This window comes from Burkholderia sp. E168m15 (assembly GCF_016586105.1).
Taxonomy (GTDB): domain Bacteria; phylum Pseudomonadota; class Gammaproteobacteria; order Burkholderiales; family Burkholderiaceae; genus Burkholderia; species Burkholderia orbicola.
In genome coordinates this window covers 1-23,270 of record NZ_BCPO01000166.1, presented here as the reverse complement: position 1 = coordinate 23,270, position 23,270 = coordinate 1, and the positions used below count along the sequence as shown (strand labels likewise).

Annotated in this window: 23 protein-coding genes; 8 read left to right on the top strand and 15 right to left on the bottom strand. The window is 68.8% G+C overall.

Annotated features, from left to right (window positions below; translation table 11 throughout):
* Positions 1–846, bottom strand: an 846-nt coding sequence (locus tag JMF86_RS24465; RefSeq protein ID WP_201317168.1) for a helix-turn-helix domain-containing protein, incomplete at its 3' end; no start/stop codon positions are given.
* 149 nt (positions 847–995) lie between these two features.
* Between JMF86_RS24465 and JMF86_RS24460 the strand changes: the two genes are divergently transcribed.
* Together JMF86_RS24460 and JMF86_RS24455 are read left to right on the top strand one after the other, a co-directional pair.
* Entirely contained in the window at positions 996–2,102 is a 1,107-nt protein-coding gene (locus JMF86_RS24460; protein WP_011548371.1) for an NAD/NADP-dependent octopine/nopaline dehydrogenase family protein, read from the top strand.
* Positions 2,099–3,109 carry a 3-hydroxybutyryl-CoA dehydrogenase gene (locus tag JMF86_RS24455; protein ID WP_011548370.1) on the top strand — a complete coding sequence of 337 codons (1,011 nt, stop codon included), beginning with the start codon at positions 2,099–2,101 and terminating at the stop codon, positions 3,107–3,109. Before JMF86_RS24460 ends, JMF86_RS24455 begins: the two co-directional genes overlap by 4 nt.
* Positions 3,110–3,120: 11 nt before the next feature.
* Here JMF86_RS24455 and JMF86_RS24450 read toward each other — a convergent pair whose 3' ends face one another.
* The 8 genes from JMF86_RS24450 to JMF86_RS24415 all read right to left on the bottom strand — a co-directional run bounded on the left by JMF86_RS24450 (position 3,121) and on the right by JMF86_RS24415 (position 11,455).
* Entirely contained in the window at positions 3,121–4,458 is a 1,338-nt protein-coding gene (locus tag JMF86_RS24450) for an MFS transporter (protein WP_011548369.1), read from the bottom strand.
* 169 nt (positions 4,459–4,627) lie between these two features.
* Positions 4,628–5,674 (bottom strand): ABC transporter substrate-binding protein, encoded by a 1,047-nt coding sequence (locus JMF86_RS24445; RefSeq protein ID WP_011548368.1) that lies wholly within the window; start codon positions 5,672–5,674, stop codon positions 4,628–4,630.
* Positions 5,671–6,822: an FAD-binding oxidoreductase gene (locus JMF86_RS24440; protein WP_011548367.1), complete on the bottom strand. Its 1,152-nt coding sequence runs from the start codon at positions 6,820–6,822 to the stop codon at positions 5,671–5,673. Before JMF86_RS24440 ends, JMF86_RS24445 begins: the two co-directional genes overlap by 4 nt.
* Complete coding sequence (locus JMF86_RS24435) at positions 6,815–8,257, bottom strand: NAD(P)/FAD-dependent oxidoreductase (RefSeq protein WP_011548366.1); 1,443 nt, start codon at positions 8,255–8,257, stop codon at positions 6,815–6,817. The genes JMF86_RS24440 and JMF86_RS24435 overlap by 8 nt, the downstream gene beginning before the upstream one ends.
* Positions 8,254–8,601, bottom strand: coding sequence for a (2Fe-2S)-binding protein (locus JMF86_RS24430; protein ID WP_011694657.1), 348 nt, complete (start codon positions 8,599–8,601; stop codon positions 8,254–8,256). Before JMF86_RS24430 ends, JMF86_RS24435 begins: the two co-directional genes overlap by 4 nt.
* Positions 8,601–9,395 carry an ABC transporter permease gene (locus JMF86_RS24425; protein ID WP_006479666.1) on the bottom strand — a complete coding sequence of 265 codons (795 nt, stop codon included), beginning with the start codon at positions 9,393–9,395 and terminating at the stop codon, positions 8,601–8,603. The genes JMF86_RS24430 and JMF86_RS24425 overlap by 1 nt, the downstream gene beginning before the upstream one ends.
* Positions 9,392–10,372, bottom strand: coding sequence for an ABC transporter permease (locus JMF86_RS24420; protein WP_011548364.1), 981 nt, complete (start codon positions 10,370–10,372; stop codon positions 9,392–9,394). Before JMF86_RS24420 ends, JMF86_RS24425 begins: the two co-directional genes overlap by 4 nt.
* Complete coding sequence (locus JMF86_RS24415) at positions 10,373–11,455, bottom strand: ABC transporter ATP-binding protein (protein ID WP_011548363.1); 1,083 nt, start codon at positions 11,453–11,455, stop codon at positions 10,373–10,375. It lies immediately after the preceding gene.
* 294 nt (positions 11,456–11,749) lie between these two features.
* Between JMF86_RS24415 and JMF86_RS24410 the strand changes: the two genes are divergently transcribed.
* From JMF86_RS24410 to JMF86_RS24395, 4 genes are all read left to right on the top strand, one after another.
* Positions 11,750–12,652, top strand: coding sequence for an IclR family transcriptional regulator (locus tag JMF86_RS24410; RefSeq protein ID WP_201317167.1), 903 nt, complete (start codon positions 11,750–11,752; stop codon positions 12,650–12,652).
* 271 nt (positions 12,653–12,923) lie between these two features.
* Positions 12,924–13,670 carry an SDR family oxidoreductase gene (locus JMF86_RS24405; protein ID WP_011548361.1) on the top strand — a complete coding sequence of 249 codons (747 nt, stop codon included), beginning with the start codon at positions 12,924–12,926 and terminating at the stop codon, positions 13,668–13,670.
* Positions 13,671–13,822: 152 nt separating this feature from the next.
* Entirely contained in the window at positions 13,823–14,677 is an 855-nt protein-coding gene (locus tag JMF86_RS24400) for a DJ-1/PfpI family protein (protein ID WP_011548360.1), read from the top strand.
* 67 nt (positions 14,678–14,744) lie between these two features.
* Positions 14,745–15,218, top strand: a complete 474-nt coding sequence (locus JMF86_RS24395; protein ID WP_011548359.1) for an SgcJ/EcaC family oxidoreductase — start codon at positions 14,745–14,747, stop codon at positions 15,216–15,218.
* Between the two features lie 110 nt (positions 15,219–15,328).
* On the opposite strand, the gene JMF86_RS24390 is transcribed toward JMF86_RS24395, so the two are convergent.
* Positions 15,329–16,276, bottom strand: a complete 948-nt coding sequence (locus JMF86_RS24390) for a GlxA family transcriptional regulator (RefSeq protein ID WP_011548358.1) — start codon at positions 16,274–16,276, stop codon at positions 15,329–15,331.
* A 160-nt stretch (positions 16,277–16,436) separates the two neighbouring features.
* Positions 16,437–17,168 carry a GNAT family N-acetyltransferase gene (locus tag JMF86_RS24385; protein WP_226292279.1) on the bottom strand — a complete coding sequence of 244 codons (732 nt, stop codon included), beginning with the start codon at positions 17,166–17,168 and terminating at the stop codon, positions 16,437–16,439.
* A gap of 67 nt (positions 17,169–17,235) precedes the next feature.
* On the opposite strand from JMF86_RS24385, the gene JMF86_RS24380 reads away from it, so the two are divergent.
* On the top strand, positions 17,236–17,619 hold the full coding sequence (locus JMF86_RS24380) for a hypothetical protein (RefSeq protein ID WP_011548356.1): 384 nt from the start codon (positions 17,236–17,238) through the stop codon (positions 17,617–17,619).
* A 168-nt stretch (positions 17,620–17,787) separates the two neighbouring features.
* Here JMF86_RS24380 and JMF86_RS24375 read toward each other — a convergent pair whose 3' ends face one another.
* Positions 17,788–18,645 (bottom strand): helix-turn-helix transcriptional regulator, encoded by an 858-nt coding sequence (locus tag JMF86_RS24375; RefSeq protein WP_011548355.1) that lies wholly within the window; start codon positions 18,643–18,645, stop codon positions 17,788–17,790.
* Between the two features lie 95 nt (positions 18,646–18,740).
* Between JMF86_RS24375 and JMF86_RS24370 the strand changes: the two genes are divergently transcribed.
* Complete coding sequence (locus JMF86_RS24370; RefSeq protein ID WP_011548354.1) at positions 18,741–19,634, top strand: SDR family oxidoreductase; 894 nt, start codon at positions 18,741–18,743, stop codon at positions 19,632–19,634.
* Between the two features lie 45 nt (positions 19,635–19,679).
* Here the strand turns inward: JMF86_RS24370 and JMF86_RS24365 are convergent, their stop codons facing one another.
* The 3 genes from JMF86_RS24365 to JMF86_RS24355 form a co-directional block, all read right to left on the bottom strand.
* Entirely contained in the window at positions 19,680–20,669 is a 990-nt protein-coding gene (locus JMF86_RS24365) for a zinc-dependent alcohol dehydrogenase family protein (protein WP_011548353.1), read from the bottom strand.
* A gap of 123 nt (positions 20,670–20,792) precedes the next feature.
* Positions 20,793–21,695, bottom strand: a complete 903-nt coding sequence (locus tag JMF86_RS24360; protein ID WP_011548352.1) for a LysR family transcriptional regulator — start codon at positions 21,693–21,695, stop codon at positions 20,793–20,795.
* Positions 21,696–21,774: 79 nt separating this feature from the next.
* The gene (locus tag JMF86_RS24355; protein WP_011548351.1) at positions 21,775–23,154 is read right to left on the bottom strand and encodes an FAD-containing oxidoreductase; all 1,380 of its coding nucleotides are present in this window, start codon (positions 23,152–23,154) and stop codon (positions 21,775–21,777) included.
* Positions 23,155–23,270: the final 116 nt, after the last annotated feature.

Genomic DNA, 23,270 nt, shown 5'->3' with positions numbered 1-23,270 from the left:
CTGTAGCGCCGCGTGTACGGCGGCGAGCCGGCGCTCGCGCACGTACGCGGCCGGCGAAGTGTGCAGGAATGCGCGGAACGCATGTTGCAGCGTGCGCGGCGCGACCCCGGCGACGGCCGCCAGCGCGGCGAGCGCGAGCGGTTCGCCGAGGTGCGCATCGACGTGAGCGCACGCACGGCGCACGTGCGCGGGCAGTGGCGGCGTGCCGCGTCGCAGCGCGTCGCTGTACGAATGCGGCAGGTGCGTGAGCAGCAGCGACATCAGCCACGCGGTGAGGTCGGCGCCGAACACCGGCGACGCCGCACCGATGCCCGGCTGTGCGCCGAGCCGGCACAGGTATTCGAAGGTCGGCCGTACGAGCGCGGCTCCCGCGCCGGCACCGCCGGCCGCGAGATCGAATTGCAGCGGCCGCGTGAGCGTTGCCTGCAGCATGTCCTGCAACTTGCGCTCGAGCGCGCCGCGTTCGAGCCGCAGCACGAGGTTGCGGCAATCGGGGCTCGTGCGCAGACGGCTCGGAAGCGCGGGCGACGATACGGTCAGCGCGCCGGGGCCGGCGCGCGCGACGACGTTGCCGGCCTGCAGTTCGCACGCACCGGCGAGCGTCAGCCGGAACAGGAAGTGATCGGCGTCGTCGCCGAACTCGATGCGCGTTTCGCGGCCGTAGCAGAGTTCGAGCAGCGCGCCGTGATGCAGCGGCACCTCGTACAGCTCCGCGTGAAACGGATCGCGGCCGGACGCGGCCATCCGGTGCGGCCCGAGCCGGTGCGCGACCGCGCGTTCGACTTCGTCGGGCGCCTGCAGCGTGCCGAGCCGGTTCGGCGCATGGCGGGAAAGGGCGATGTCCATTCGTAGACCTCGTGGCGGATGCAGGGGCGCGGCGGCATCCGCCGCACCGCGATTGCGTTGCGCGAACGGGCGCGTCGTTGCGCGTTTTGAAGCGACGCGGTGCAAGTGCCCGCGTAGTCTCGGACATACTCGATCACCGGGAGAAAACGATGAAGGTATGTGTTCTGGGCGGCGGCCACGGCTGCCATGCGGCGGCCATCGACCTGCTCGAAAAAGGCCACGACGTGACGTGGTGGCGGCGCGATCGCGAGCCGCATGCGCGGCTGCGCGCGCTTGGCGTACTGAACGTCACCGACTATCGCGGCAAGCGCGCGGTGCCGCTCGGCGACGCGCCGGGCGCGATCCGCCTGACCGACGATCTGGCCGCCGCGCTGCGCGGCGCGCGGCTCGTCGTGGTGCCGCTGCCGGCCACGTCGCACGACGCGCTCGCCGCGCAGGTCGCGCCGCTGCTGGAGGATGGCCAGGTCGTGTTCCTGCCGCCCGGCACGTTCGGCAGCGTCGTGTTTGCCCGCGCGGCCGCCGACGCCGGCAACCGTGCGCGCGTCGCGTTCGCCGAAACCGGCACGCTGCCGTACCTGGTGCGCAAGCATGGCGACAACGAGGTCGTGATCAGCGCGTACGCGACGCGTCTGCCGACCGGCGTGTGGCCGGCGAACGCGGCCGGCTGGGCGTTCGACGTGCTGCGCGCGGGCTATCCGTCGGTCGAGCCGGTCGAGGATGCGTTGTCCGGTGCACTGATGAACGCGGGCCCCGTGATCCATCCGCCGCTGATCCTGATGAACGCCGGGCCGCTCGAACACTTCGACGCGTGGGACATCCACAACGAAGGCACGCAGCCGTCGATCCGCCGCGTGACGAACGCGCTCGACGCCGAACGCATCGCGGTGCGCGAAGCGCTCGGCTACCGTGCGCCGCATTTCCCGCTCGCCGATCACTACGCGACCGACGGCGACGAGTGGATGTACGGGCGCGGCGCGCACGGCAAGCTGACCGATAGCGGCGACTGGCGCGAGAAGATCGATCTGCGCACGCATCGCTACATGCTCGAGGACACCCGGCTCGGGCTGTCGTTCATCGTGTCGTGCGGGCGCTGGGCCGGCGTGCCGACGCCCGTCGCGCAGGGGCTGCTGAGCATCGCGAGCGCGGTCGCCGTGCGCGACCTGTATGCGGAAGGGCGCACGCTGGAGCGGCTCGGGTTCGCGGCGCTGTCGAAGGATGCGCTGCGCGCGCTGCTCGACGCGGGGTATTCGGCATGAAGGCGGCCGCCGATGTGACGCGCATCCACGTGCTCGGCGCGGGACGCATGGGGCAGGGCATCGCGCTCGTGTTCGCGTTCGCGGGCCTCGACGTGACGCTGATCGACTTCAAGCCGCGCGATGCGGCCGGCTGGCGCGCGTTCGACGATCGCACGCGCAACGAGATCACCCGGCCGTTGCATGCGCAGATCGCGCTGGGCCGCATCGACAACGCGCAGGCGGATGCCGTCGCCGCGCGAATCACGCTGGTGGCGCGGGACGGCGCGGCCGATGCGGTGTGCGATGCCGACATCGTGTTCGAGGCGCTGCCCGAAGTGCTCGAAGCAAAGGCCGACGCGTTGCGCTGGCTTGGTCGACACGTCGATGCGCATGCAACGATCGCGTCGACCACGTCGACGTTCGTCGTCACCGAATTGCAGCGCCACGTCGCGCACCCGGCGCGGATGCTGAACGCGCACTGGCTGAACCCCGCGCTGCTGATGCCGCTCGTCGAGGTGAGCCGCAGCGACGCAACGGATCAAACCGTCGTCGACGTGCTCGCGGCGCTGCTCGAGCGCGTGGGCAAGAAGCCGGTGATCTGCGGGCCGGCGCCCGGCTATATCGTCCCGCGCATCCAGGCGCTCGCGATGAACGAGGCCGCGCGGATGGTCGAGGAAGGCGTGGCCAGCGCCGAGGACATCGACACCGCAATCCGCACCGGCTTCGGCCCGCGCTTCGCGGTGCTCGGGCTGCTCGAATTCATCGACTGGGGCGGCTGCGACATCCTGTACTACGCGTCGCGGTACCTGGCCGGCGAGATCGGCCCGCGCTTCGCGCCGGCCGCGAGCGTTGTGCGCAACATGGAAGCCGGGCGCGACGGCGTGCGCACGGGTGCCGGCTTCCACGACTATGCGGCGGTCGACGTGCCCGCGTACATGCGGCAGCGGCTCGGCGAATTCGCGCGGCTGCTCGACCATCTCGGGCTGGCGCCGGCGTTCGACAGCGCGCGGCGCGACGCCGGGCGCTGAGCGGCGCGCGCTCATGCCGGGTCGCCGCGCGAACCGTCGGCGGGCGGGGTGCGCGTCTCGCGCATCACGCACAGCGTCGCGACCGTGACGAGGCCGAGCGCAATCAGGAACAGCGACACCGGCCACGACGCGTGATAGCGCGCGAGCAATGCGGTCGCGATCAGCGGCGACATCCCGCCCGCGAAGATCGACGCGACTTCGTGGCCGAGCGCGACGCCCGAATAGCGCACTTCGGTGCTGAACAGCTCGCCGACGAGCGCGGGCAGCGTGCCGATCATCGCGCCGTGGCTCACCGCCGTGCCGATCGTCAACGCGAGCCATACGAGCGGCGTCACGCGCGTGTCGAGCAGCCAGAAGAACGGAAACGCGCACGCGACGAGGCTCAGCGCGCCGATCAGGTACACGGGCTTGCGGCCGATCCGGTCGGACAGCCGGCCCCAGGCGAGCATCGCGCCCATCTCGACGATCATCGCGATCATCACGCCGGTCAGCATCGTGCCGTTCGGAATCCCCAGGTATTTGCCGTAGACGAGCGAGAACGCGAGGAAGATGTACGCACCGCCGTTCTCGGCCACGCGCAGCCCCATCGCGAGCAGGATTTCCTTCGGGTGACGGCGGATGCACTCGACGATCGGCAAATGCGCGTGTGCGCCGCGCTTGCCGGCCTGCTCGAAGTCGCGGCTTTCCGGCAGATGACGGCGGATATAGATGCCGATCGCAAAGATCGCGACGCTCGCGAGGAACGGCAGCCGCCAGCCCCACGTGCGGAACGCGTCGTCCGGCAGCGCCTGCGCGGCGAGAAACGCGGCCGACGACAGCACGAAGCCGCCGCCCACGCCGAGCTGGCTCCACGCCGCGTAGTAGCCGCGCTGCTCGGGCGGCGCGTTCTCGCTGATCATCAGCACGCCGCCGCCCCATTCGCCGCCGGACGCGATGCCCTGCAGCAGGCGCAGCACGACGAGCGCGGCCGGCGCCCACAGGCCGACCTGCGCATAGGTCGGCAGCAGGCCGATCGCGAAGGTCGACGCGCCCATGATCAGCAGCGTCCAGACGAGCGACGCCTTGCGTCCGTAGCGATCGCCGACGTGGCCGAACACGATCCCACCGAGCGGCCGCGCGACGAAGCCGAGCGCGAACGCCGCGAATGCGGCGAGGCTGCCGGCGAGCGGCGATGCGCCGGGCGGGAAGAACACGTGGCCGAACACCAGCGCCGCGGCCGTGCCGTATACGAAGAAGTCGTACCACTCCATCGCGTTGCCGGCGACGGAGGCGATGACGATCCGGCGCAGTTGCCGGTCGGCGAGCGGCCGGACGGCGCTCGGGGATTGCACGGTGTCGGTCGGGTACATGGCGGAACTCTGAAGGGGGAGGCGGGCGCGTGCCGTCTCGTGCGGCACTGCGGGCTAGTGTTGTCGGCCCGCCGCTCCCCGGTCAAATCCGCAGAAAAAGGGAAGTGTCATCACTCCCGCAAATGATGGTCGGGGCGCGCGGGGCCGTGCCAGCGCGCGCCGGGGCCCGTCACCGCTCGATCTGCCGGTTCCACCGCGTATCCCACTGCGCGCGGCGCGCATTGATCGCGGTCCAGTCGACCACCGTCACCTTGCGCACCAGGTCGTCGACGTTGCCGAGGCTCTGCTGCATCGGGGCCGGCATCTTCGCGAGGCGGTTGGTCGGAATCTGCTTGCCGGCCTCGGCCGCCTTCGTCTGCGCGGGCGCGGACAGCAGGAACTGCGCGAGCTTCTGCGCGAGTTGCGGATCGGGATTGTTCGCGACCACGCACAGGTCGACGAGCAGCAGCACCGGGCCTTCCTTCGGGTTCGCATACGCGACGGGGATGCCCTTGTCCTGAAGGTCGCCGACGCCGGTCGGCGTGAGCGGGAACAGGCCGGCCTCGCCGGTCTGCACCATCTCTGAGATCTTCGCCGAGTTCGGGATGTACTCGACGACGTTCGGCCCGACCGTGCTCGCCCACTTGCCGAAGCCGGGCTCGACGTTCTGCTCGTTGCCGCCGAGCAGCCGGTTGATCGCGAGGAAGCCGTGCAGCCCGAACGTGCTGCTCGACGCCGACTGGAACACGACCTTGCCCTTGTATTTCGGATCGGCGAAATCCATCCACGAGGTCGGCGGCGCCCAGCCTTTCTCGGCGAACAGCTTCTTGTTGTACGCGATGCCGGTCATCCCGAGCTGCACGCCCGCGCCGACGTCGTCCTTCATCCGCGCGAACGGGTACAGCTCCTTGAGCACCGGCGAATCGTCGAGCTTCTGGCACACGCCGAGGCTCACCGCGCGCGCCATCACGCCGTCGTCGAGGAACGCGACGTGGATCTGCGGCTTGTTGCGGTTCGCGAGCAGCTTCGCGAGCACGTCCGACGACGTGCCGGGCACGATCACCACCTTGACGTTGTTCGCCTTCTCGAAGTCGGGCAGCACCTGGCTCGTATAGGCCTTCTCCATCGGCCCGCCGTTCATGCCGACGTAGATCGTCTTCGTTTGCGCGAACGCGGGCGCGCCGGCGCCTGCGATGCAGAGGGCGGCGGCCGCCGCGATCGTTCCGAGCAGTTTCATCTTTGGGTTTCCTCTTGACGGAAAGGGGCGGTCGGCACGGCTTGCGGGAAGAAGCGGCCGATCGAGAATGCATCGAGTGGCGTCGCGGTTTCGCCGGTGGTGATGAGATCGGCGAGCACGTCGCCGACGCCCGGCGCGAGCAGGAAGCCGCCGCCGGAAAAGCCGAACGCATGCAGCAGATTCGGCGTGGTGCGGCTCGCGCCGATGATCGGGTTGTGGTCGGGTGTGCAGCCCTCGACGCCGCTCCACGTGCGGATCAGCAGTGCGTCGCGCAGCGCGGGCAACAGCGCGCACGCATCGCGCATCACCACGCGCGTCGTATCGACCGACGGCTGGCCGAACTCGCCGTCGCCGCGGCCCCGGCCGCCGCCGATCACGCAGTTGCCGCGCGCGACCTGCCGCGCGTACACGCCGCCGCCATACACGCCGAGGTTGTGCGCGATGAACGGCGGCAGCGGCTCGGTCACCCACATGTTCGGGTAGATCGGCTCCATCGGTACGGCTTCGCCGAAGCGTTCGGCGATCGTGTTCGCCCATGCGCCCGCCGAATTGATCAGCCACGTCGCGGTGTGCGCGCGGCCACCCGCTTGCAAGTGAAAACGCGTGCCGTCGTGATGAACCTCATCGACGGCGGTGTGCTCGAACACGTCCGCGCCCGCTGTGCGGGCCGCGCGCGCGAACGCGGGCGACACGACGCGCGGGTTCGCATGGCCGTCGGTCTCGCACAGCGAGCCGCCGAGCGCCGCGCGGCCGAGCCACGGGTAGCGGCGGCGGAACGCGTCGCCGCGCATCACCTGCAGCGGCAAGCCGTGTTCGCTGGCGAGCACGGCGTACGCGTCGAGCGCATCGAGATCGGCGTCGCTGCGTGCGAGTCGCAAGTGGCCGGACACGACGAATTCGCCATCGATGCGGATCAGCTCGGGCAGGCGATCCCAGATGCGCCGCGCCCGCAGTGCAAGCGGCAATTGCTCGACCGGCCGGCCCTGGCAGCGCACGCCGCCGTAGTTCACGCCGCTCGCCTGCGCGCCGCAGTCGCGCCGTTCGAACAGCCCGACGCGCAGCCCGCGTCGCGTGAGCGCAAGCGCGGCCGACGCGCCGACGAGGCCGCCGCCGACGATCGCGACGTCGTAATGCCGGATCTCACTCATCGCGCGCCTCGTCGGGAATCGCCGCGACGTCGTCGCCCGCGAGCGCGGCCGAGATCGGGAACGGCTTCACGGGTGGTTGCGCACGCAACCGGCCGACGTCGGCGAGCGGCTGACCGGTTTCGGCGGCCAGCACGAGCGCGGCCGCGTCGCCGCACATGCGGCCCTGGCAGCGGCCCATGCCGACGCGGGTCAGCGCCTTCAGCCGATTCAATTCGGTCGCCGCGCCTTCGCGCACGCAGCGGCGCAGCGTGCCCGCGTCGATCTCTTCGCAGCGGCACACGATCGTGTCGTCGGGGCAGCGGGCAGCCTGTTCGACCGGCGGCGCGAACGCGGCTTCGAGGCCCGCGCGGAATGCGCCGATGCGGGCGAGCGTGCGTTCGAGTGCCGCCGCGTCGGGTTGGCCGGACGGCGAGCGCGATGCGATGCCGGCATCGTCGAGCAGGGCGAGCGCCGCACGCCGGCCCGACGCTTCGGCCGCGTCGGCGCCCGCGATACCCGCGCCGTCGCCGGCGACGTAGAGGCCGCGCACCGACGTGCGCCCGGCCGCGTCGCGTTCGGGCAGCCACGCGCGGTTGAGCGGGTCGAAACCGAACCGGCAGCCGGCGAGATCGGCAAGCTGCGTTTCGGAACGCAGGCCGAAGCCGAGGCCGAGCGCATCGCAATCGAGCACGCGCGGCGGCGCGGGCTGCGCCGAGTCGCCGGCGGCGCGCCATGCGAGCCCCGTCACATGTTGATCGCCGAGCACGCGCTCGAGCGTGACGCCCGTTTCGATCGCGACGCCATGCGCGCGCAGCCAGCCGTGGTAGTAGAGCCCTTTCGCGAAGATCGACGGCATGCGCAGCAGCGCGGGCGCGGCGCCGGCCTGGCGGCGCAGCGGGCTCGTGTCGAGCACGGCCGCGACGTGTGCGCCCGCCTTCGCATACTGGTAGGCGACGAGGTAAAGCAGCGGCCCCGTGCCCGCGAACACGATGCGTCGGCCGATCGCGCAGCCCTGCGCCTTCAGCGCGACCTGCGCGCCGCCGAGCGTATAGACGCCCGCGAGCGTCCAGCCCGGCACGGGCAGCATGCGGTCGGTCGCGCCGCTCGCGACGATCAGGTGCGAGTACGGTACCGTCACTTCGCGGCCGTCCTGCAACGTGTCGACGCGGCTCGCGCCGCATGACCACGCAAGCGTGTTCGGCCGATAGTCGACGTGCGGCAGCAGCGCGGCCATCGTCCGGTGCACCGCGTCGGCCTTCGCGGCCTCGAAGCCGTACAGCGTGCGCTTGCCGCGCACGAACGCGGCGTTGGCCGGCGGTTGACGATAGATCTGTCCGCCCCAGCGCGCGTTCTCGTCGATCACGACCGGGCGCAGCCCGGCGTCGACCAGCGCCTCGGCCGCGCGCACGCCGGCCGGCCCCGCGCCAACGATCACCGGTTGCAGTGCGGCGCTCACGATGCGTCTCCGGTCGCGGCCGGCCGGGCGGTCGTGAGAATCCGCATGCCTTCGGCGATCGGCGTCGAGCATGCGCGCATGCGTGCGCCGGCTTCGGTGTGCACCCAGCAGTCCTGGCAGGCGCCGATCAGGCAGAACCCCGCGCGCGGCTGACCGCTGAATTCGCTGACGCGCACGCGACGCTGCGCGACGAGGATCGCGGTGAGCACGGTGTCGCCGGCAAGCGCGTGCGCGGGGCGGCCGTCGAGCGTGAACGCGACGGCGGCGCGTTCGCGTTCGGCGACGCGCACGAACTGCGCGCGGTCGTCCGCGACGTCGGTGGAACGGGAAACGGGAGTCGTCATCAATGTTGGCCGATCAGGATGCGGTTCAGGCCGTACACGCGATCGAGCAGCAGCATCGCGCCGGCGGTGATGAAGATGACGAGCGCCGACACCGACGCCATCATCGGGTCGATCGATTCGGTCGCATACATGTACATGCGCACGGGCAGCGTGACCGTCTGCGGCGACGTGACGAAGATCGACATCGTCAGCTCGTCGAAGCTGTTGATGAACGCGAGCAGCCAGCCGCCGGTGATGCCCGGCACGATCATCGGCAGCGTGATGCGGCGGAAGGTCGTCCACGGGTCGGCGCCGAGCGAGCACGCGGCCTGCTCGATGCTGCGGTCGAGGCCGGCAACGGACGCGAGCACGAGCCGCATCACGAACGGCGTGATGACGATCATGTGCGCGAGCACGAGCCACGCGAACGAGCCGGTTGCGCCGATCAGCGCGAAGAAGCGCAGCAGCGCGATGCCGAGCACGAGGCCGGGGATCACGAGCGGCGACAGCAGCAGCCCGTTCAGGAATGCGCGGCCGGGGAACGTCGCGCGGCCGATCGCGAGGCCGGCCGGCAACGCGATCGCGAGCGACAGCGTCGCCGACGCGAACGCGAGCTTCACGCTGTTGACGAATGCGGTGACGAAGTCCGGATAGTCGAGGATCGCGCGGAACCAGCGCAGCGATACGCCATGGGTCGGCAGCGTCAGCGTTTCGTCGGGCGTGAACGCGACCAGCACGACGATCGCGAGCGGCGCGAGCACGAACAGGATCACGAGCGTGTGGAAGGCCAGCGCAAAGGGGCCGTTCTTTCTCATCGCGATGCGCCTCCGAGGCTGCGCGCGTAGCGGCGTTCGAGCACGCGGTAGTAAGTGAGCATCACGACGAGGTTCGCGGCGAGCAGCAGCACGGCGATCGTCGCGCCGAGCGGCCAGTTCAGCGAGCCGAGGAATTCGTCGTAGACGGCCGTGGCCGCGACCTTCAATCGCCGTCCGCCGAGCAGGCCCGGAATCGCGAACGCGCTCGCCGACAGCCCGAACACCATCAGGCTGCCCGACAGCACGCCCGGCATCAGTTGCGGCACGACGATGCGGCGCAGCGTCGTGAACGGCGATGCGCCGAGCGACAGCGCCGCGTGTTCCGTCTGCGGATCGAGCCGCTGCAGCGCGGTCCACACCGGAATCACCATGAACGGCAGCATCACGTGCACCAGCGCGATCACGATCGCGAACGTCGTGTATTCGAGCTTGTACGGCCCGAGGCCGACGAGCGCGAGCGCCTGGTTCACGAGGCCGCTGGTGTTCAGCAGCATGCTCCAGCCGAACGCGCGCACGACCACCGACACGAGCAGCGGCGCGAGGATCGCGAGCAGGAACAACGAACGCCACGGGTCGCGCATCTTCGACAGCACGTACGCTTCCGGCGTGCCGATCGCGACGCAGATCGCGGTCGTCAGCGCGGCGATGCCGAACGTGCGCGCGAAGATCGTGTGGAAGTACGACGAGCCGAGCACTTCCGCGTAGTTGCCGAACTGGAACGCGGCGATCGGGCCGGTGGCCGGGTCGAAGCGGTAGAACGTCAGCACGAACGTCATCGCGAGCGGCACGAGCACGAGCGCGGCGAACAGCGCGAAGGCCGGTGCGCACATCAGCCACAGCGGCGCGTACGCGCGCCAACGCGCGCGCGGCGCGTTGCCGCCGACGGCGCGCGGCGACATTGCGTCGACGGCGGCCGGGGAGGCCGCGAGCCCGGCTGGCGCGCCGTCGGTCGAGAGCGGGCGGGAAGGCTGTCCCATTCAGGCCTCCCGGCGCATCACGCGCACGGCGTCGCTGTGCCAGTCGATGCCGACCGGCGCACCTTCCGCGAGCGGCTCCGTGCCTTCGTTCTGGCAGCACACGAGCACTTCGCCGAGCGCGCTGTCGACGCGGTACAGCCACTGGCTGCCGAGGAAGAAGCGGCTCGTGACGGTCGCGGCGAAACGGCCGGCGTCGGGCGCGCACAGCCGGAGCTTCTCGGGGCGGATGCAGACCGACACCGCATCGCCCACGCGCATGTCGCGTTCGCGTGGCGGCAGGTGCGCCGTGCGGCCGGTCTCGGCGAGATCGTGCCCGAGATCGATGCGGATCGCGTCGCCGTCGTGCGCGACGATCGTGCCGGGCAGCAGGTTCGCCTTGCCGATGAACTGCGACACGAAATGATTCTCCGGGCGTTCGTACGCGCGGTACGGCGTATCGGTCTGCGTGATGCGGCCGGCTTCCATCACGACCACGCGGTCGCTGATCGACAGCGCTTCCGACTGATCGTGCGTGACCATGATCGTCGTCGTGCCGATCTTGCGCTGGATTGCGCGCAACTCGAACTGCATGTCCTCGCGCAGCTTCGCGTCGAGGTTCGACATCGGCTCGTCGAGCAGCAGCACCGGCGGCTCGATCACCACCGCGCGCGCTATCGCCACGCGCTGCCGTTGGCCGCCCGACAGCTCGCGCGGAAAGCGGTGCGCGAGCGCATCGAGCCGCACGAGCGCCAGCGCCGCGCGGATGCGCTCCGCGCGCTCGGCCTTGTCGACGCCGCGCATGTCGAGGCCGAAGCCGACGTTCTCCGCGACGCTCATGTGCGGAAACAGCGCATAGCTCTGGAACACGATGCCGAGCCCGCGGCGGTTCGGCTTCAGGTGCGTGATGTCCTGCCCGTCGAGCGCGATGCGGCCGTGCGTGACGTCGACGAAGCCGGCGATCATCTGCAGCGTGGTCGTCTTGCCACAGCCGGACGGCCCGAGCAGCGACACGAATTCGCCTTGTTCGACCGACAGGTTGACGTCCGCGACGGCGGTGAGCTCGCCGAAGGTTTTCGTCAGATCCGTAAGCGTGAGAAACGACATGGGGAACTCCGGGTTCGCGCACCGCCTGGCCGGTGCGCCGATGACGCGGACTCTAGCCAGCCATATTTCGGCGCGTCAATTTGGAATTCTGCTGAACGGGATGAATTTCTGAAAAATTCCATTGAATGGAACGAACGGAAAAATCGCGTGCGAATCGTTCCGGTGGATGAAGGGCGGGCGACCCGCGAAACGCGCGCGTCAATCCCGTGCACACCCGGATGCCTGCGGATTTTCGACCGGACGACAATGGCGGTTACCGTATTCCGTTCAGTGAAATCGTCGAGGAGAGCCGGCATGCAGGAACCCCATTTGCCCGGAACGTCGCCGGCTGCGCGCATGCCGCACCCGGACGAGGACGCTGTCCCGGCTGATTCGGCCGATGCGGCCGGCGCGCCCGGCACCGGCATGCTGCAGCGTGCGCTCGCGATTCTGCGCGCGCTGGCCGGCATGCAGCAGGACGGCGTGCGCGTCACGCATCTCGCGAAGGCCGTCGGCCTCACGCAGGGCACCGCGCACCGGATCCTGCAATCGCTGATCGCCGAAGGGATGGTCGAACAGGACGAGCAGTCGAAGCTGTACCGGCTGAGCGTCGACTTCTTCGCGCTCGCCGCGCTGGCCGGCAACCCGAGCAGCATGCGCACGCTGTGCCGACCCGCGCTGCTGCGGCTGTGCGCGAGCCTCGGCGAAACCATCTTCCTGCTCGTGAAGAGCGGCTTCGACGCGGTGTGTCTCGACCTGTGCGAAGGGCCGTTCCCGATCCGCTCGTTTACCGGCGACATCGGCGGCCGCATCGCGCTCGGCGTCGGGCAGGGCAGCCTCGCGATCCTCGCGTTCCTGCCCGAGGCCGAACGCGAGGAGGTGATCCGCTTCAACGTGCCGCGCATCCGCGGTTACGGCGTGCTCGACGAGGTGTATTTGCGCACCGAGATCGAGCGCGTGCGACAACTCGGCTACGCGGGCCGCAACAGCGGCGTGCTCGACGGGATGGCCGGCGTCGCGGTGCCGATCCTCGATCGCACCGGTTATCCGGTCGGCGCGCTGAGCGTCGGCACGCTCGCGTCGCGGCTCGGCGACGACCGGATGCCGATGGTAGTCGAACTGCTGCGGCGCCAGGCCGACGCGATCGGCCCACGCACGAATCCGTTCGACGCCGCGTTGCGGCGGCCGATGCACGGGTTATCGGGGAAAACCATCTAGCCGCGTTACGCGTTGCCGTTTCATCGGCTTGCTTGCGCAAGTCATTTACGTTCGATCGAGGCGCGCAGGGTCCGGCGGACCTGCGCGCTTTTGTTTTTTAGCGGTGCCGCCTGCGCACATCGAATGACGTTTTTCGAGGGTTATACGACCTTTGAGTCATCTGCATGCCGCTCCATACTTCACGTGAACGATCGAGCCGGAACAAGCACGCAACCACCATCGCGTGTCGCGTATCCGGCCTGGTGACTCACCACATGAAAAGGAACGGAAGATGCGACTCAGGAACAAATCGGCGTTGATCACGGGCGGCACCAGCGGCATCGGTCTGGCCACCGCGAAGCTGTTCATTTCAGAAGGCGCGCGTGTCGCGGTGACGGGGCGCGACGAACGCGTATTCGAGCGCGTGAAGGCGGAGCTCGGCGAGCATGCGGTCGTGCTCAAGGGCGATGTGCGGTCGCTCGACGACATGCGCGCGATTGCCGGCGAGGTTAACGAGAGGTTCGGCGGTCTCGACGTGGTATTCGCCAATGCCGGCTGGGCGTTTCCGTCCGCCGTCAACGACATCGACGACACGCTGTACAACGACATCATGGACGTCAACGTCAAGGGCGTGGTGTTCACGCTTCAAGCGGCGCTGCCGTACTTGCGCGAAGGTTCGTCGGTGATCCTCAATACCTCGTTCGTCGCGCAGACTGGCAAGCACGGCATCTCGCTGACCGCCGCGGCGAAGGCCGCCGTGCGCTCGCTGGCCCGCAGCTGGTCGTACGAATTTCTCGACCGGAAAATCCGCTTCAACGCGATCGCGCCCGGCGCGATCGATACGCCGCTGCTTTCGAAGTGGGGCAAGCCCGACGAATGGGTACGCGACCGCAAGGCCGAATTCGCCGAAGCGATTCCGGTGGGCCGCATGGGCCACGCCGACGACATCGCGTACGCGGCGCTCTATCTCGCCAGCGACGAATCGTCGTTCGTCGTCGGCACCGAGCTGGTGGTCGATGGCGGGGCGTCGCAGCTCTGAGCCTGCGCTGCACGCTTCCTGAGTCCGGCACGTCATCCCGGCTCATCCCCATACCGATTTGACGTCCGCCACGCCGTTCGCGGTGGCGGTTATTCGATCCGGCCCGGCGTGGTCGCGCTCGCCCATGGGCCGAAGTGCAAGGAGCAATCATCTTGACCGACAGTAGCGACAATCATGCCCCGGGCGGGCAACTCACGCGGGCAGGCCGTTCGCGCCGCGATGTCCTGAAGTTCGGCAGCGCCGCCACCCTCGGCGCCGTGCTGGGCGGCAGCGCGTTGCTCGGGCACGCTGCGCCTGCGCCGGCGCCGACGGGCAGCCCAGCGCTGCTTGCGCCGACCGAGCCGCTCAACATCCTGATCGTCAATTACGACGGCGGCACACTGCTCGACTTCGCGGGCCCGAGCGAGATTTTCCACCGGCTGCCGAATACGAACGTTCGCTACGCGAGCCTCGACGGCGGCAACGTGACGCTCGAATTCGGCGTGGTGTACGGGAAGACCGAACGGCTGGCCGATATCGACCGGACCGACGTGATCCTCGTGCCTGGCGGGTCCGATTTGTCGGCGCCGATGCGTCCGGCGTATCAGGCGCAGATCCGGCGTCTGGCGGAGAGCGCCAAACACGTGACGTCGGTGTGCAACGGCTCGCTCGTGCTTGCCGCGACGGGCGTGCTCGATGGCAAGCGCAGCGCCTGCCATTGGGCGTTCGTCAACAAGCTGGCCGAGTACGGCGCGATTCCGGTTCCCGATCGCTTCGTCGAAGACGACGACGGCCGCTTCATGAGCGGCGGCGGGGTGACGGCGGGCATCGATTTCGCGCTGCGCGTGGCGGCGAAGCTGCGCGGCCAGCAGGCCGCCGAATACACGCAGCTCGTCGTCGAATACGATCCCGATCCGCCGTTCCACTCCGGTCATCCGAGAGAGGCGCGACCCGAACTCGTCGCGATGGTCGACAAGAAGCTGCCCGGCGCATCGAAGGGACTCGCGCGCGTTCCCGGCGTCCGCTGACACGCTGGCCGGCGACGCGTACAGGGTCGCCGCCTCTTCAATTCAAACCCGATTCGGAAATCATACGATGCGTCAGATTCATCTTTGTACGGCTGCGCTTGCAGCGTGCGTGTCCTTTTTTGCATTCACGGCGCCGGCTGTCGCCGGTGGTGCGCAACGCCTGCCCGAAGCGGCGATCAAGGCCGAAAACGCACGGTGGGCGGATGCCTTTGCGCGAGGGGACTACGACGCGATCGGCCGCCTCTATACCGACGACGGCACGCTCTTGCCGCCGGACGGCGACAAGGTCACCGGGCGCCGCGCGATCACCGAGTACTTCACCAGCGGGTATGCCGGATCGAAGCCCGGCACCGTCTCGTTCAGCAATGACGAGTTCTACGGTAACGACCGGGTCGTGACGGAGGTATCGGATGTGGAGGTTCGCGACGGTGACGGAAAGCTCAAGATCCGCGCGAAGCAGACGCTCGTCTTCCTGAAGCAGGGCGGCACGTGGAAGCTGCATCGCGACATGTGGAACGCTTACCCACCCGTCAAGGACTGACGGTCGTCGACGTCCGGCGAAAGGGCGCGTTGCGTAGTCACGCTACGCGCGCGCCTATCAGCCGTTAGCGGGACGTCGACCATGCAGCGCATTGATCGGCAGGCGTTCGATCAGCGTGCTGCGTTCGACCTGCTCTCGCGCCGAATCGCTTGCGGCGGGTGTCCGAGCAGCTTGATGAAGGCTCGGCGCATCCGCTCCGGATCGGTGAATCCCACTGCCAGCGCAATCTGTTCGATCGGTTCGCTGCCGCCCTGCAGGCGCAGTCTCGCCGCTTCGACGCGCAAGCGCTCGACCGCCCTCGCCGGCGTTTCACCGGTTTCCCGGCGAAATGCGCGTCCGAACTGTCGCACGCTCAAGCTCGCTGCATCGGCGAGCCGTTCGACCGGCAACGCTTCGGTCAGGTGTTCGCGGGCGAAATTCAGTGCGATGCGGATGCGATCCGATTCCGGCTCCATCTGCGACATCGCCGAGAATTGCGATTGCCCGCCGGGTCGCCGATACGGCACGACCAGCAGCCGGGAGACCTCGCGCGCGATCTCCGCGCTCATGTCCCGTTCGATCATGCCGAGCGCCAGGTCGATGCCGGAGGCGATGCCCGCCGATGTCCAGACGCGGCCATCGACCACATAGATACTGTCGCCGTCGACCCGCGTGCGAGGGAAGCGTGACTGCAACTGCGCGGCGTATCGCCAGTGCGTCGCAGCTCTCAAACCGTCGAGCGAGCCGGTTTCCGCGAGCAGAAATGCACCCGTACACACGCTGGCCACTCGCGACGCCTTGGCGGCCAGCTTGCTGGCCGCGGTGATGTTTTCCGAAGTCTGCATCGGCGCGATATCGCCGCCGACGAACACGATGGTGTCGAACGCGCGCCGTCCGACCGGCTTCGTGTCGATCGAAAGGCCGGTATTGCCGGGAATCGGGCCGCCGGTGGGTGAGATGACGTGAAGATCGTAGGGCGTATGGCCGGCGGCCGTGGCCACCTGATTGAAGGCCGACAACGGGCCGCCCAGATCGAGCGCGTCGTAGCCGCGGCAAACGAAAAATCCAATGCGATGCATGACGAAGCAATTGATCGAGAACCCCGGAATGGCGAATTTTACCGGGAACCCTCGAATTGTGTCGTTTGACTCGAAACGAGGGAAAAACGTCGTTTACGCCGCCTTCGATCGACTGTATTCGTTTGCGCCGCGCGGATGCGATGCCGACGGAAAGCGACGCTCAGCGACGGTAGATGAACTCCAGATCGGTCGATTCGCCGACCTTGAAATCGTACGTACCGACCCGCTTGAAGCCGGCCTTCTCGTAGAACGCGATGGCCTTCGCATTGCCTGACCACACGCCCAGCCATACCGGGCCGGGGCGCGTCGCGGCGAGATACTCGAGCGCGGCGTCGAACAATGCCCGTCCGGCGCCGGTACCTTGCGTGCCGCGTCGAAGGCAGATCTGATGGATCTCGCCCGAGCCGTCCGCCACGTCCGGATGCGGAAGCTTGCACGGCCCCGCGTGCGCATATCCGACCAGCGTGCCGTCGTCGCCTTCCGTGACCCACGTGCGGCGTTGCGGGTCGGCGAGCTGTTCGGTGATCGCTGCCACCGAGTAAGTCCGGGCTTCGTATTCGGCCAGATCGTGCGGCGGGTAGTCGATGCCGAATCCGTCCTGCAGAAAGGTTTCGCGAAACGTATCGCGCTTCAATTTGGCAAGCGGGACGGCATCGGCCAGGGTCGCAACGCGGATCAACATGACGCTTCTCTCGGTTCGGTATCGGCCTGACAGTTTATCCCGGGTGATGTCGAGCAGTCGCTTCGTCGCCGGCCTACCGGCGACCGTCGCGGTCGTGCAGGCGGCTTCCCGATGCGGGAAAAAGCGCCGATTTTGCAGTGCAGCGAAAGGCGCCGACGCTTGCCTGACCGGGCCTCCGTAACCAGCCGAAACTGCCAGTACGGCAATCATGCGGATGCCGATGGTTGACCGCCGTCGGACATGCTAGGATTTCCGTCAAACAACTCCGGAGACTGCGATGCCGTTCATCTGCGAAAACGTCGAATGTCGTGCCGTGCTGGCTCGCGGGCAGGTCAGGCACCATCAGGAGGGCGCCGGCTGGTGCTTCTACTGTCCGGACTGCAACACCAGAAACGAGTTGATGAACATCGGCACGCTCAGCGGCCCTGTCGAGCTGGTTCAGCCCGAGCGGGCGAGTCCACCGCACAAGGTGGTCGCGACGGCCAGGCCGCTGGACGACGGCCGATACGCGGCGCAGTTGAGCGTCCAGCGGGCGCTCGCCGTGAAAGGCACCTACGCGGCCGAGGAGCACTGGGATCAGCTCGGCGTATTCGGCGACGCGCAGGAAGCCGTCGCGCATGCGAAGTCGTTCGCCACGGACCTGCTGCAGCGCGCCGCGTAGCCGGCGCTTTTCCGTGAACGAACAAAGGGGCGTTGCGCATTCGTGCGCGACGCCCCTTTGCGTTTTTCGCCCGCGTTCGTCAGTGGTGGATATCGAACGACGAGGTCTGCCTCGTGATCCGCTGATACGTGTCGTCCTGAATCAGGTTCCCGGGAAAGCCGCGTGAGGTCACGCAGCCGGCGCCTGTGTTGCGCGCGCCTGTTCGCGGGCCGCGACGAGTTCCCGGATCCGCGCGCGATCGGCCGGCGTCACCGGCGTGAAGATCACGAGGCTCAGGTCCGGGCTGCCGGTGACCGAGAACGCCGAATATTCGAGTGCGATCCGGCCGGCTTGCGGATGGCGGATCTCCTTCGTACCTTCGTCGTGCGTACGGATATCGTGGTCGCGCCACATCGCGTCGAATTCGGCGCTCGTCGCGCGCATCTCGTCGACGAACGCCTGCACCGCCTGCGTCGCGCCGCTGCGCGCGACGTCCGCACGAAACGCGCCGACCGCGAATCGCGCGACACGCTCCCAGTTCGGCTGCGCGTAACGCACGCCCGCGTCGACGAAGATCAGCCGCAGGATGTTGCGCGCGGCCGGTGGCAGCGTCGCATAGTCGGTCAGCGTCGCGGCCGCCGCGTCGTTCCACGCGGCGACGTCCCACGTCGCGGTGCGGATGATCGCGGGGCTCGCGTCGAGCGAATCGAGTACGTGCTGCAGGCGCGGCGTCACGCCGGCCGGCGCGTGATAGCGCACCTCGGGCGGATGGCCGACGCCGATCAGGAACAGGTGCTCGCGTTCGGCCTCGTTGAGCATCAGCGCGCGGGCGAGCCGGTCGAGCACGTCGGCCGACGGCGCGCCGCCGCGCCCCTGTTCGAGCCACGTGTACCACGCGACGCTCACGTGCGCGCGCTGCGCGACTTCCTCGCGCCGCAAGCCCGGCGTGCGGCGGCGCGTCGCCGGCAGACCGAGCGCGGCCGGGTCGAGTTTTTCGCGGCGGTCCCGCAGGTACGCGCCGAGCAGGTTGTCGGGGGCGTCAGCCATATCCTGTTAGTTCGTTTACCAGTAAACCGTCACGACTTCACCGCGAGCGGCGCTCGACAGATAGTAAGCCTCCATTTCATCCGGAGGTGCTGAACATGCGTGTCTTTGTTACGGGAGCATCGGGATTCGTCGGCTCGGCCGTCGTGGCCGAGCTCGTGGCCGCCGGGCACTCGGTGCTCGGGCTGGCGCGGTCCGACGCGGCCGCGGCGTCGGTTGCCGCGGCGGGCGCCGACGTTCATCGCGGGTCGCTCGAGGATCTCGACAGCCTCACGCGCGGCGCCGAAGCCGCCGATGCGGTGATCCACACGGGATTCAATCACGACTTCTCGCGCTTCGCGCAGAACTGCGAACTCGACCGCCGCGCGATCGAGACGATCGGCGCGGCGCTCGTGGGCTCGGCGCGGCCGCTGATCGTCACGTCGGGCCTGGCGCTCGTCGCGCCCGGCCGCGCGGCGACGGAGGACGATCCGCACGTGCCGGTGTCGGAAAATTATCCGCGTGCGTCCGAAGCGACGGCGGTCGCGCTCGAAGCGCGCGGCGTGCACGCGTCGGTCGTCCGGCTGCCGCCGTCCGTGCACGGCGACGGCGATCACGCGTTCGTGCCGCGCCTGATTGCGTTCGCGAGGGAGAAGGGCGTGTCGGCGTACATCGGCGACGGTGCGAACCGCTGGCCGGCCGTGCACCGGCTCGACGCGGCGCGCGTGTATCGGCTAGCGATCGAGCGCGGCGCGGCCGGCGCGCGCTATCACGCGGTCGACGATACGGGCGTGCCGTTTCGCGAGATCGCCGAGGTGATCGGGCGGCGGCTGAACGTGCCGGTCGTCGCGAAGTCGGCGTCGGAAGCCGGCGAGCACTTCGGCTGGTTCGCGAGATTTGCGGGGATGGATGCGCCCGCAACCAGCGAGCGCACGCGGGCATCGCTCGGCTGGGCGCCGACGCAGCCGGGGTTGCTGGCTGACATCGACCGGCCGCAGTATTTCGAAAGCTGACGAGCGGCGCGCGCCGCTCGCCATGGGTGCGGCTCGGACAACCGCTCACACCGTGACGACGATCTTCCCGACCTGCGCACCGGCTTCCATGTAGCGGTGCGCATCCGCGATGTCGTCGAACGCGAACGTACGATCGATCCGCGGCTTCAGCGCGCCGGCCGCGAGGCCGTCGACGATGAAGCGCTTCGCGCGTTCGAGCCGTTGCGCGTCGCCGGTGATCTCGAACAGCTCGTAGCCGCGCAGCGTCAGGTGGCGCGCGAGCAGGTCCATCAGCGGCACAGGGATGTCGCGCGTATCGAGCGCGCCGTACTGGAAGAACGTGCCGTTGATGGCCAGCGCGCGCAGCAGGTTCGCCGCCTCGGGGCCGCCCACCGGATCGAACACGAGGCGCGCGCCGATGCCGCCCGTGAGTTCCGCCACCTGCCGCGGCAGGTCGGCGGGGCTGCCGACGATCACGTGCTTCGCGCCCGCGTCAAGCAGCGCCTGGCGCTTCGCTTCGCCGCGCGTCAGCGCGATCGGCACCGCGCCGACCCGATTCGCCACCTGGATCGCGGCCTGCCCGACGCTGCTCGACGCGGCGCCGATCAGCACCGCCTCGCCGCGCTGGAGGCCGCCAAGTTCGATCAGCGCGCCGTAGGCCGTCACGAACATCATCCACGTCGCGGCCGCCTCCTCGAACGACAGGCTGTCCGGATGCTTGACCACCGCACGCGCCGGTACGTTCACCACTTCGCCGTACATCCCGTAGTCGGCGAACGAGAAGGCCGGCACGACGTTCACCGCGTCGCCTTCCGCGAACGTCGTCACGTTGCGGCCGACCGCCGCGACCACGCCCGACGCCTCGTAGCCGAGCGATGCCGGAAAGCGTGGCATGAACGTGTATTCGCCGCTGCGGAACATGACTTCCGCGCGATTGACGCCGATCGCCTTCACGCGCAGCTGGATGTCGTCGGGGCCCGGCGCGGGCACGTCGACGGTGTCGATCTGCAGGACTTCGGGGCCGCCGATGCGGTGGAAACGAACGATGCGGGTCATGGAGCGCTCCTTCGATGAACGGGTGTCGATGAAGCAGCATCGTAGGCGGGCATCCGCACCGGATAAACGCGCGGCAGGATCATTGATTGTTATTTGACGAATAACAATCAATGCGAACCTGTTTTATGCCGGATAACGCCGTGCGAACAGCTCGGTCAGCCAGTCGATGAACGTGCGCACCTTGTCGGGCAGATGCGCGCGGTTCGGGTACAGCACCGACACCGGCTTCGGCACGGCCGGCACGCCGGGCAGCAGCTCGATCAACTGGCCCGAGTCGATGCTCGGCTGCAGCGCGGGCCGCAACGCGTGCACGATGCCGAGGCCCGCGAGCCCGCAGGACAGCAGCGCTTCCGAGTTGTCGGTGAGCAGGCTGCTCGCGAGCTTCACCGCGATGGTTTCGCCGTGCGGGCGGAACGTCCATTCGAGCACGCGGCGGTTGCGGCCGGTGAAGAAGTTGACCGCGCGATGCGTCCGCAGATCGTCGAGCGTACGCGGCAAACCGTGGCGCGCGATATAGGCGGGCGATGCGCACGTGGCCATCGACACCGCGCCGACGGTGCGCGCGACCATGCTCGAATCCTTCAGCGTCCCGACCCGCACCACGCAGTCGATGCCTTCGCCGATCAGGTCGGCCGGCTGGTCGCTCGCGCCGAGCACGAGTTCGATCTGCGGATAGCGCTGCTGGAAGTCGGGCAGCGCCGGAATCACGATCGTCTTCGCGAGCGCGAGCGCAATGTCGATCCGCAGCCGGCCTTTCGGTACCGCGCGCTGCTTGGGGAACGACGCGAACGCATCGTCGATGCCGGCGAGCAGTTGCACGCAGCGCGCATGAAACGCCTCGCCTTCGGCCGTCACGCTGACGCGGCGCGTGCTGCGGTTCAGCAGCCGGACGCCGAGCTCCTGTTCGAGCTGCTGCACGGCTTTCGTGACGGCCGGCCGATGCAGCTGCAGCGCGTCGGCGGCCTGCGTGAAGTTGCCGCGTTCGACGATCTGTACGTAGATCTGCATCGTTTGCAGGCGGTCCATGGCGTTCCCGGATGGCGTGGCGAGCGGCCATCTTCGCACACCGATGGAACCGGATGCGCGGCCGCCCGCCTGCCGTGCGTCATTCGACCGGATGCAGATCCTGCAGCAGCGTCGGCACCAGCTCGGACACGGTCGGGTGGATATGCATCGCGCGGCTGATGGTCGTGTACGGCGCGCCGGCGGTCATCACGTCGAGCATCCCGTGCACGACTTCGTCGCCGGTCACGCCGAGGATCGACGCGCCGAGGATCGCGTGGCTGTCCGCATCGACGATCACCTTCATGAAGCCCTGGCTCTCGCCTTTCTCGACCGCCCGGCCGACGCGCGTCATCGGGCGTGTGCCGACCAGCAGCCGGCGGCCCGTCTGCTTCGCTTCCGCGAGCGTCATGCCGACGCGGCCGAGCGGCGGATCGATGTACATCGCGTAGGCCATGATGCGGTCGGACACCTTGCGCGGATCGTCGTCGAGCAGATTGGCCGCGACGATCTCGTAGTCGTTGTACGCGGTGTGCGTGAACGCGCCGCGTCCGTTGCAGTCGCCGAGCGCCCAGATGCCGGGCACGTTGGTGCGCAACTGCTCGTCGACGGTGATGTAGCCGCGCGCATCGGTAGCGATGCCCGCGCGGTCGAGCCCGAGATCGTCGGTGTTCGGCACGCGCCCGACCGCGAGCAGCAGGTGCGAGCCCGCGACCTCGCGGCCGCCGCCCGCGCAGTCGAGGCCGACCACGATGCCGTCGCCGTCGCGGCGCGCGTTCAGGCAGTTCGCGTCGAGCTGCACGTCGATCCCTTCGTTTTCGAGGATCTCGCGCACGGCCTGCGACACGTCCTCGTCCTCGCGGCGGATCAGGCGCGGGCCTTTCTCGACGATCGTGACCTGCGAGCCGAAGCGGCGGTACATCTGACCGAATTCGAGCCCGACATAGCTGCCGCCGACGATCACCAGATGATCGGGCAGGAAGTCGACGTCCATCATCGTCGAGTTGGTCAGGTACGGCACCGAGTCGAGGCCCGGCATCGCGGGCACCTGCGCGCGTCCGCCGACGTTGATGAAGATGCGCTCGGCTTCGAGCACGTCATCGCCCACGCGCACCGCGTTCGCGCGTTCGAACCGGGCGTGACCCTGAAAGACGGTGGTGTTGTCGAGGCCGCGCACCCATTGCTCGACGCCGTGGTTCGAGCGGCCGGAAATCTGGTCCTTGCGCGCCTTCACGGCTTTCATGTCGACGGTGACGGGGCCGCCGACCGACACGCCGTATTCGCTGGCGCGCCGTGCAAGCTGCGCGGCGTACGCGCTCGCGATCAGCGTCTTGGTGGGGATACAGCCGGTGTTCACGCAGGTGCCGCCGAAGCGGCCGCGCTCGATGATCGCGACTTTCATGCTGGCGCCGGCGAGCCGCGCGGCGAGCGGCGGCCCGGCCTGGCCGGTGCCGATGACGATTGCATCGAAGTGTTGCGTCATGACGTCCTCCTGTGCGGGGGCAACGAGGAAAGGGGCAGGCGCAAGCCGCATGCCGTGCCGGCGGTCGCGCGGGCGACGAGCGCCTATGGTAGACCTGTTGGCCGGGTGCCGCGAGC

Coding starts and splice junctions, on each gene's coding strand:
- JMF86_RS24420 (WP_011548364.1), bottom strand. CDS start 10,372: ATGGGACAGCCTTCCCGCCCGCTCTCGACCGACGGCGCGCCAGCCGGG.
- JMF86_RS24455 (WP_011548370.1), top strand. CDS start 2,099: ATGAAGGCGGCCGCCGATGTGACGCGCATCCACGTGCTCGGCGCGGGA.
- JMF86_RS24440 (WP_011548367.1), bottom strand. CDS start 6,822: ATGAGTGAGATCCGGCATTACGACGTCGCGATCGTCGGCGGCGGCCTC.
- JMF86_RS24375 (WP_011548355.1), bottom strand. CDS start 18,645: ATGGCTGACGCCCCCGACAACCTGCTCGGCGCGTACCTGCGGGACCGC.
- JMF86_RS24425 (WP_006479666.1), bottom strand. CDS start 9,395: ATGAGAAAGAACGGCCCCTTTGCGCTGGCCTTCCACACGCTCGTGATC.
- JMF86_RS24385 (WP_226292279.1), bottom strand. CDS start 17,168: ATGATTGCCGTACTGGCAGTTTCGGCTGGTTACGGAGGCCCGGTCAGG.
- JMF86_RS24445 (WP_011548368.1), bottom strand. CDS start 5,674: ATGAAACTGCTCGGAACGATCGCGGCGGCCGCCGCCCTCTGCATCGCA.
- JMF86_RS24365 (WP_011548353.1), bottom strand. CDS start 20,669: ATGACCCGCATCGTTCGTTTCCACCGCATCGGCGGCCCCGAAGTCCTG.
- JMF86_RS24370 (WP_011548354.1), top strand. CDS start 18,741: ATGCGTGTCTTTGTTACGGGAGCATCGGGATTCGTCGGCTCGGCCGTC.
- JMF86_RS24405 (WP_011548361.1), top strand. CDS start 12,924: ATGCGACTCAGGAACAAATCGGCGTTGATCACGGGCGGCACCAGCGGC.
- JMF86_RS24380 (WP_011548356.1), top strand. CDS start 17,236: ATGCCGTTCATCTGCGAAAACGTCGAATGTCGTGCCGTGCTGGCTCGC.
- JMF86_RS24390 (WP_011548358.1), bottom strand. CDS start 16,276: ATGCATCGCATTGGATTTTTCGTTTGCCGCGGCTACGACGCGCTCGAT.
- JMF86_RS24430 (WP_011694657.1), bottom strand. CDS start 8,601: ATGACGACTCCCGTTTCCCGTTCCACCGACGTCGCGGACGACCGCGCG.
- JMF86_RS24360 (WP_011548352.1), bottom strand. CDS start 21,695: ATGGACCGCCTGCAAACGATGCAGATCTACGTACAGATCGTCGAACGC.
- JMF86_RS24395 (WP_011548359.1), top strand. CDS start 14,745: ATGCGTCAGATTCATCTTTGTACGGCTGCGCTTGCAGCGTGCGTGTCC.
- JMF86_RS24410 (WP_201317167.1), top strand. CDS start 11,750: ATGCAGGAACCCCATTTGCCCGGAACGTCGCCGGCTGCGCGCATGCCG.
- JMF86_RS24415 (WP_011548363.1), bottom strand. CDS start 11,455: ATGTCGTTTCTCACGCTTACGGATCTGACGAAAACCTTCGGCGAGCTC.
- JMF86_RS24460 (WP_011548371.1), top strand. CDS start 996: ATGAAGGTATGTGTTCTGGGCGGCGGCCACGGCTGCCATGCGGCGGCC.
- JMF86_RS24355 (WP_011548351.1), bottom strand. CDS start 23,154: ATGACGCAACACTTCGATGCAATCGTCATCGGCACCGGCCAGGCCGGG.
- JMF86_RS24450 (WP_011548369.1), bottom strand. CDS start 4,458: ATGTACCCGACCGACACCGTGCAATCCCCGAGCGCCGTCCGGCCGCTC.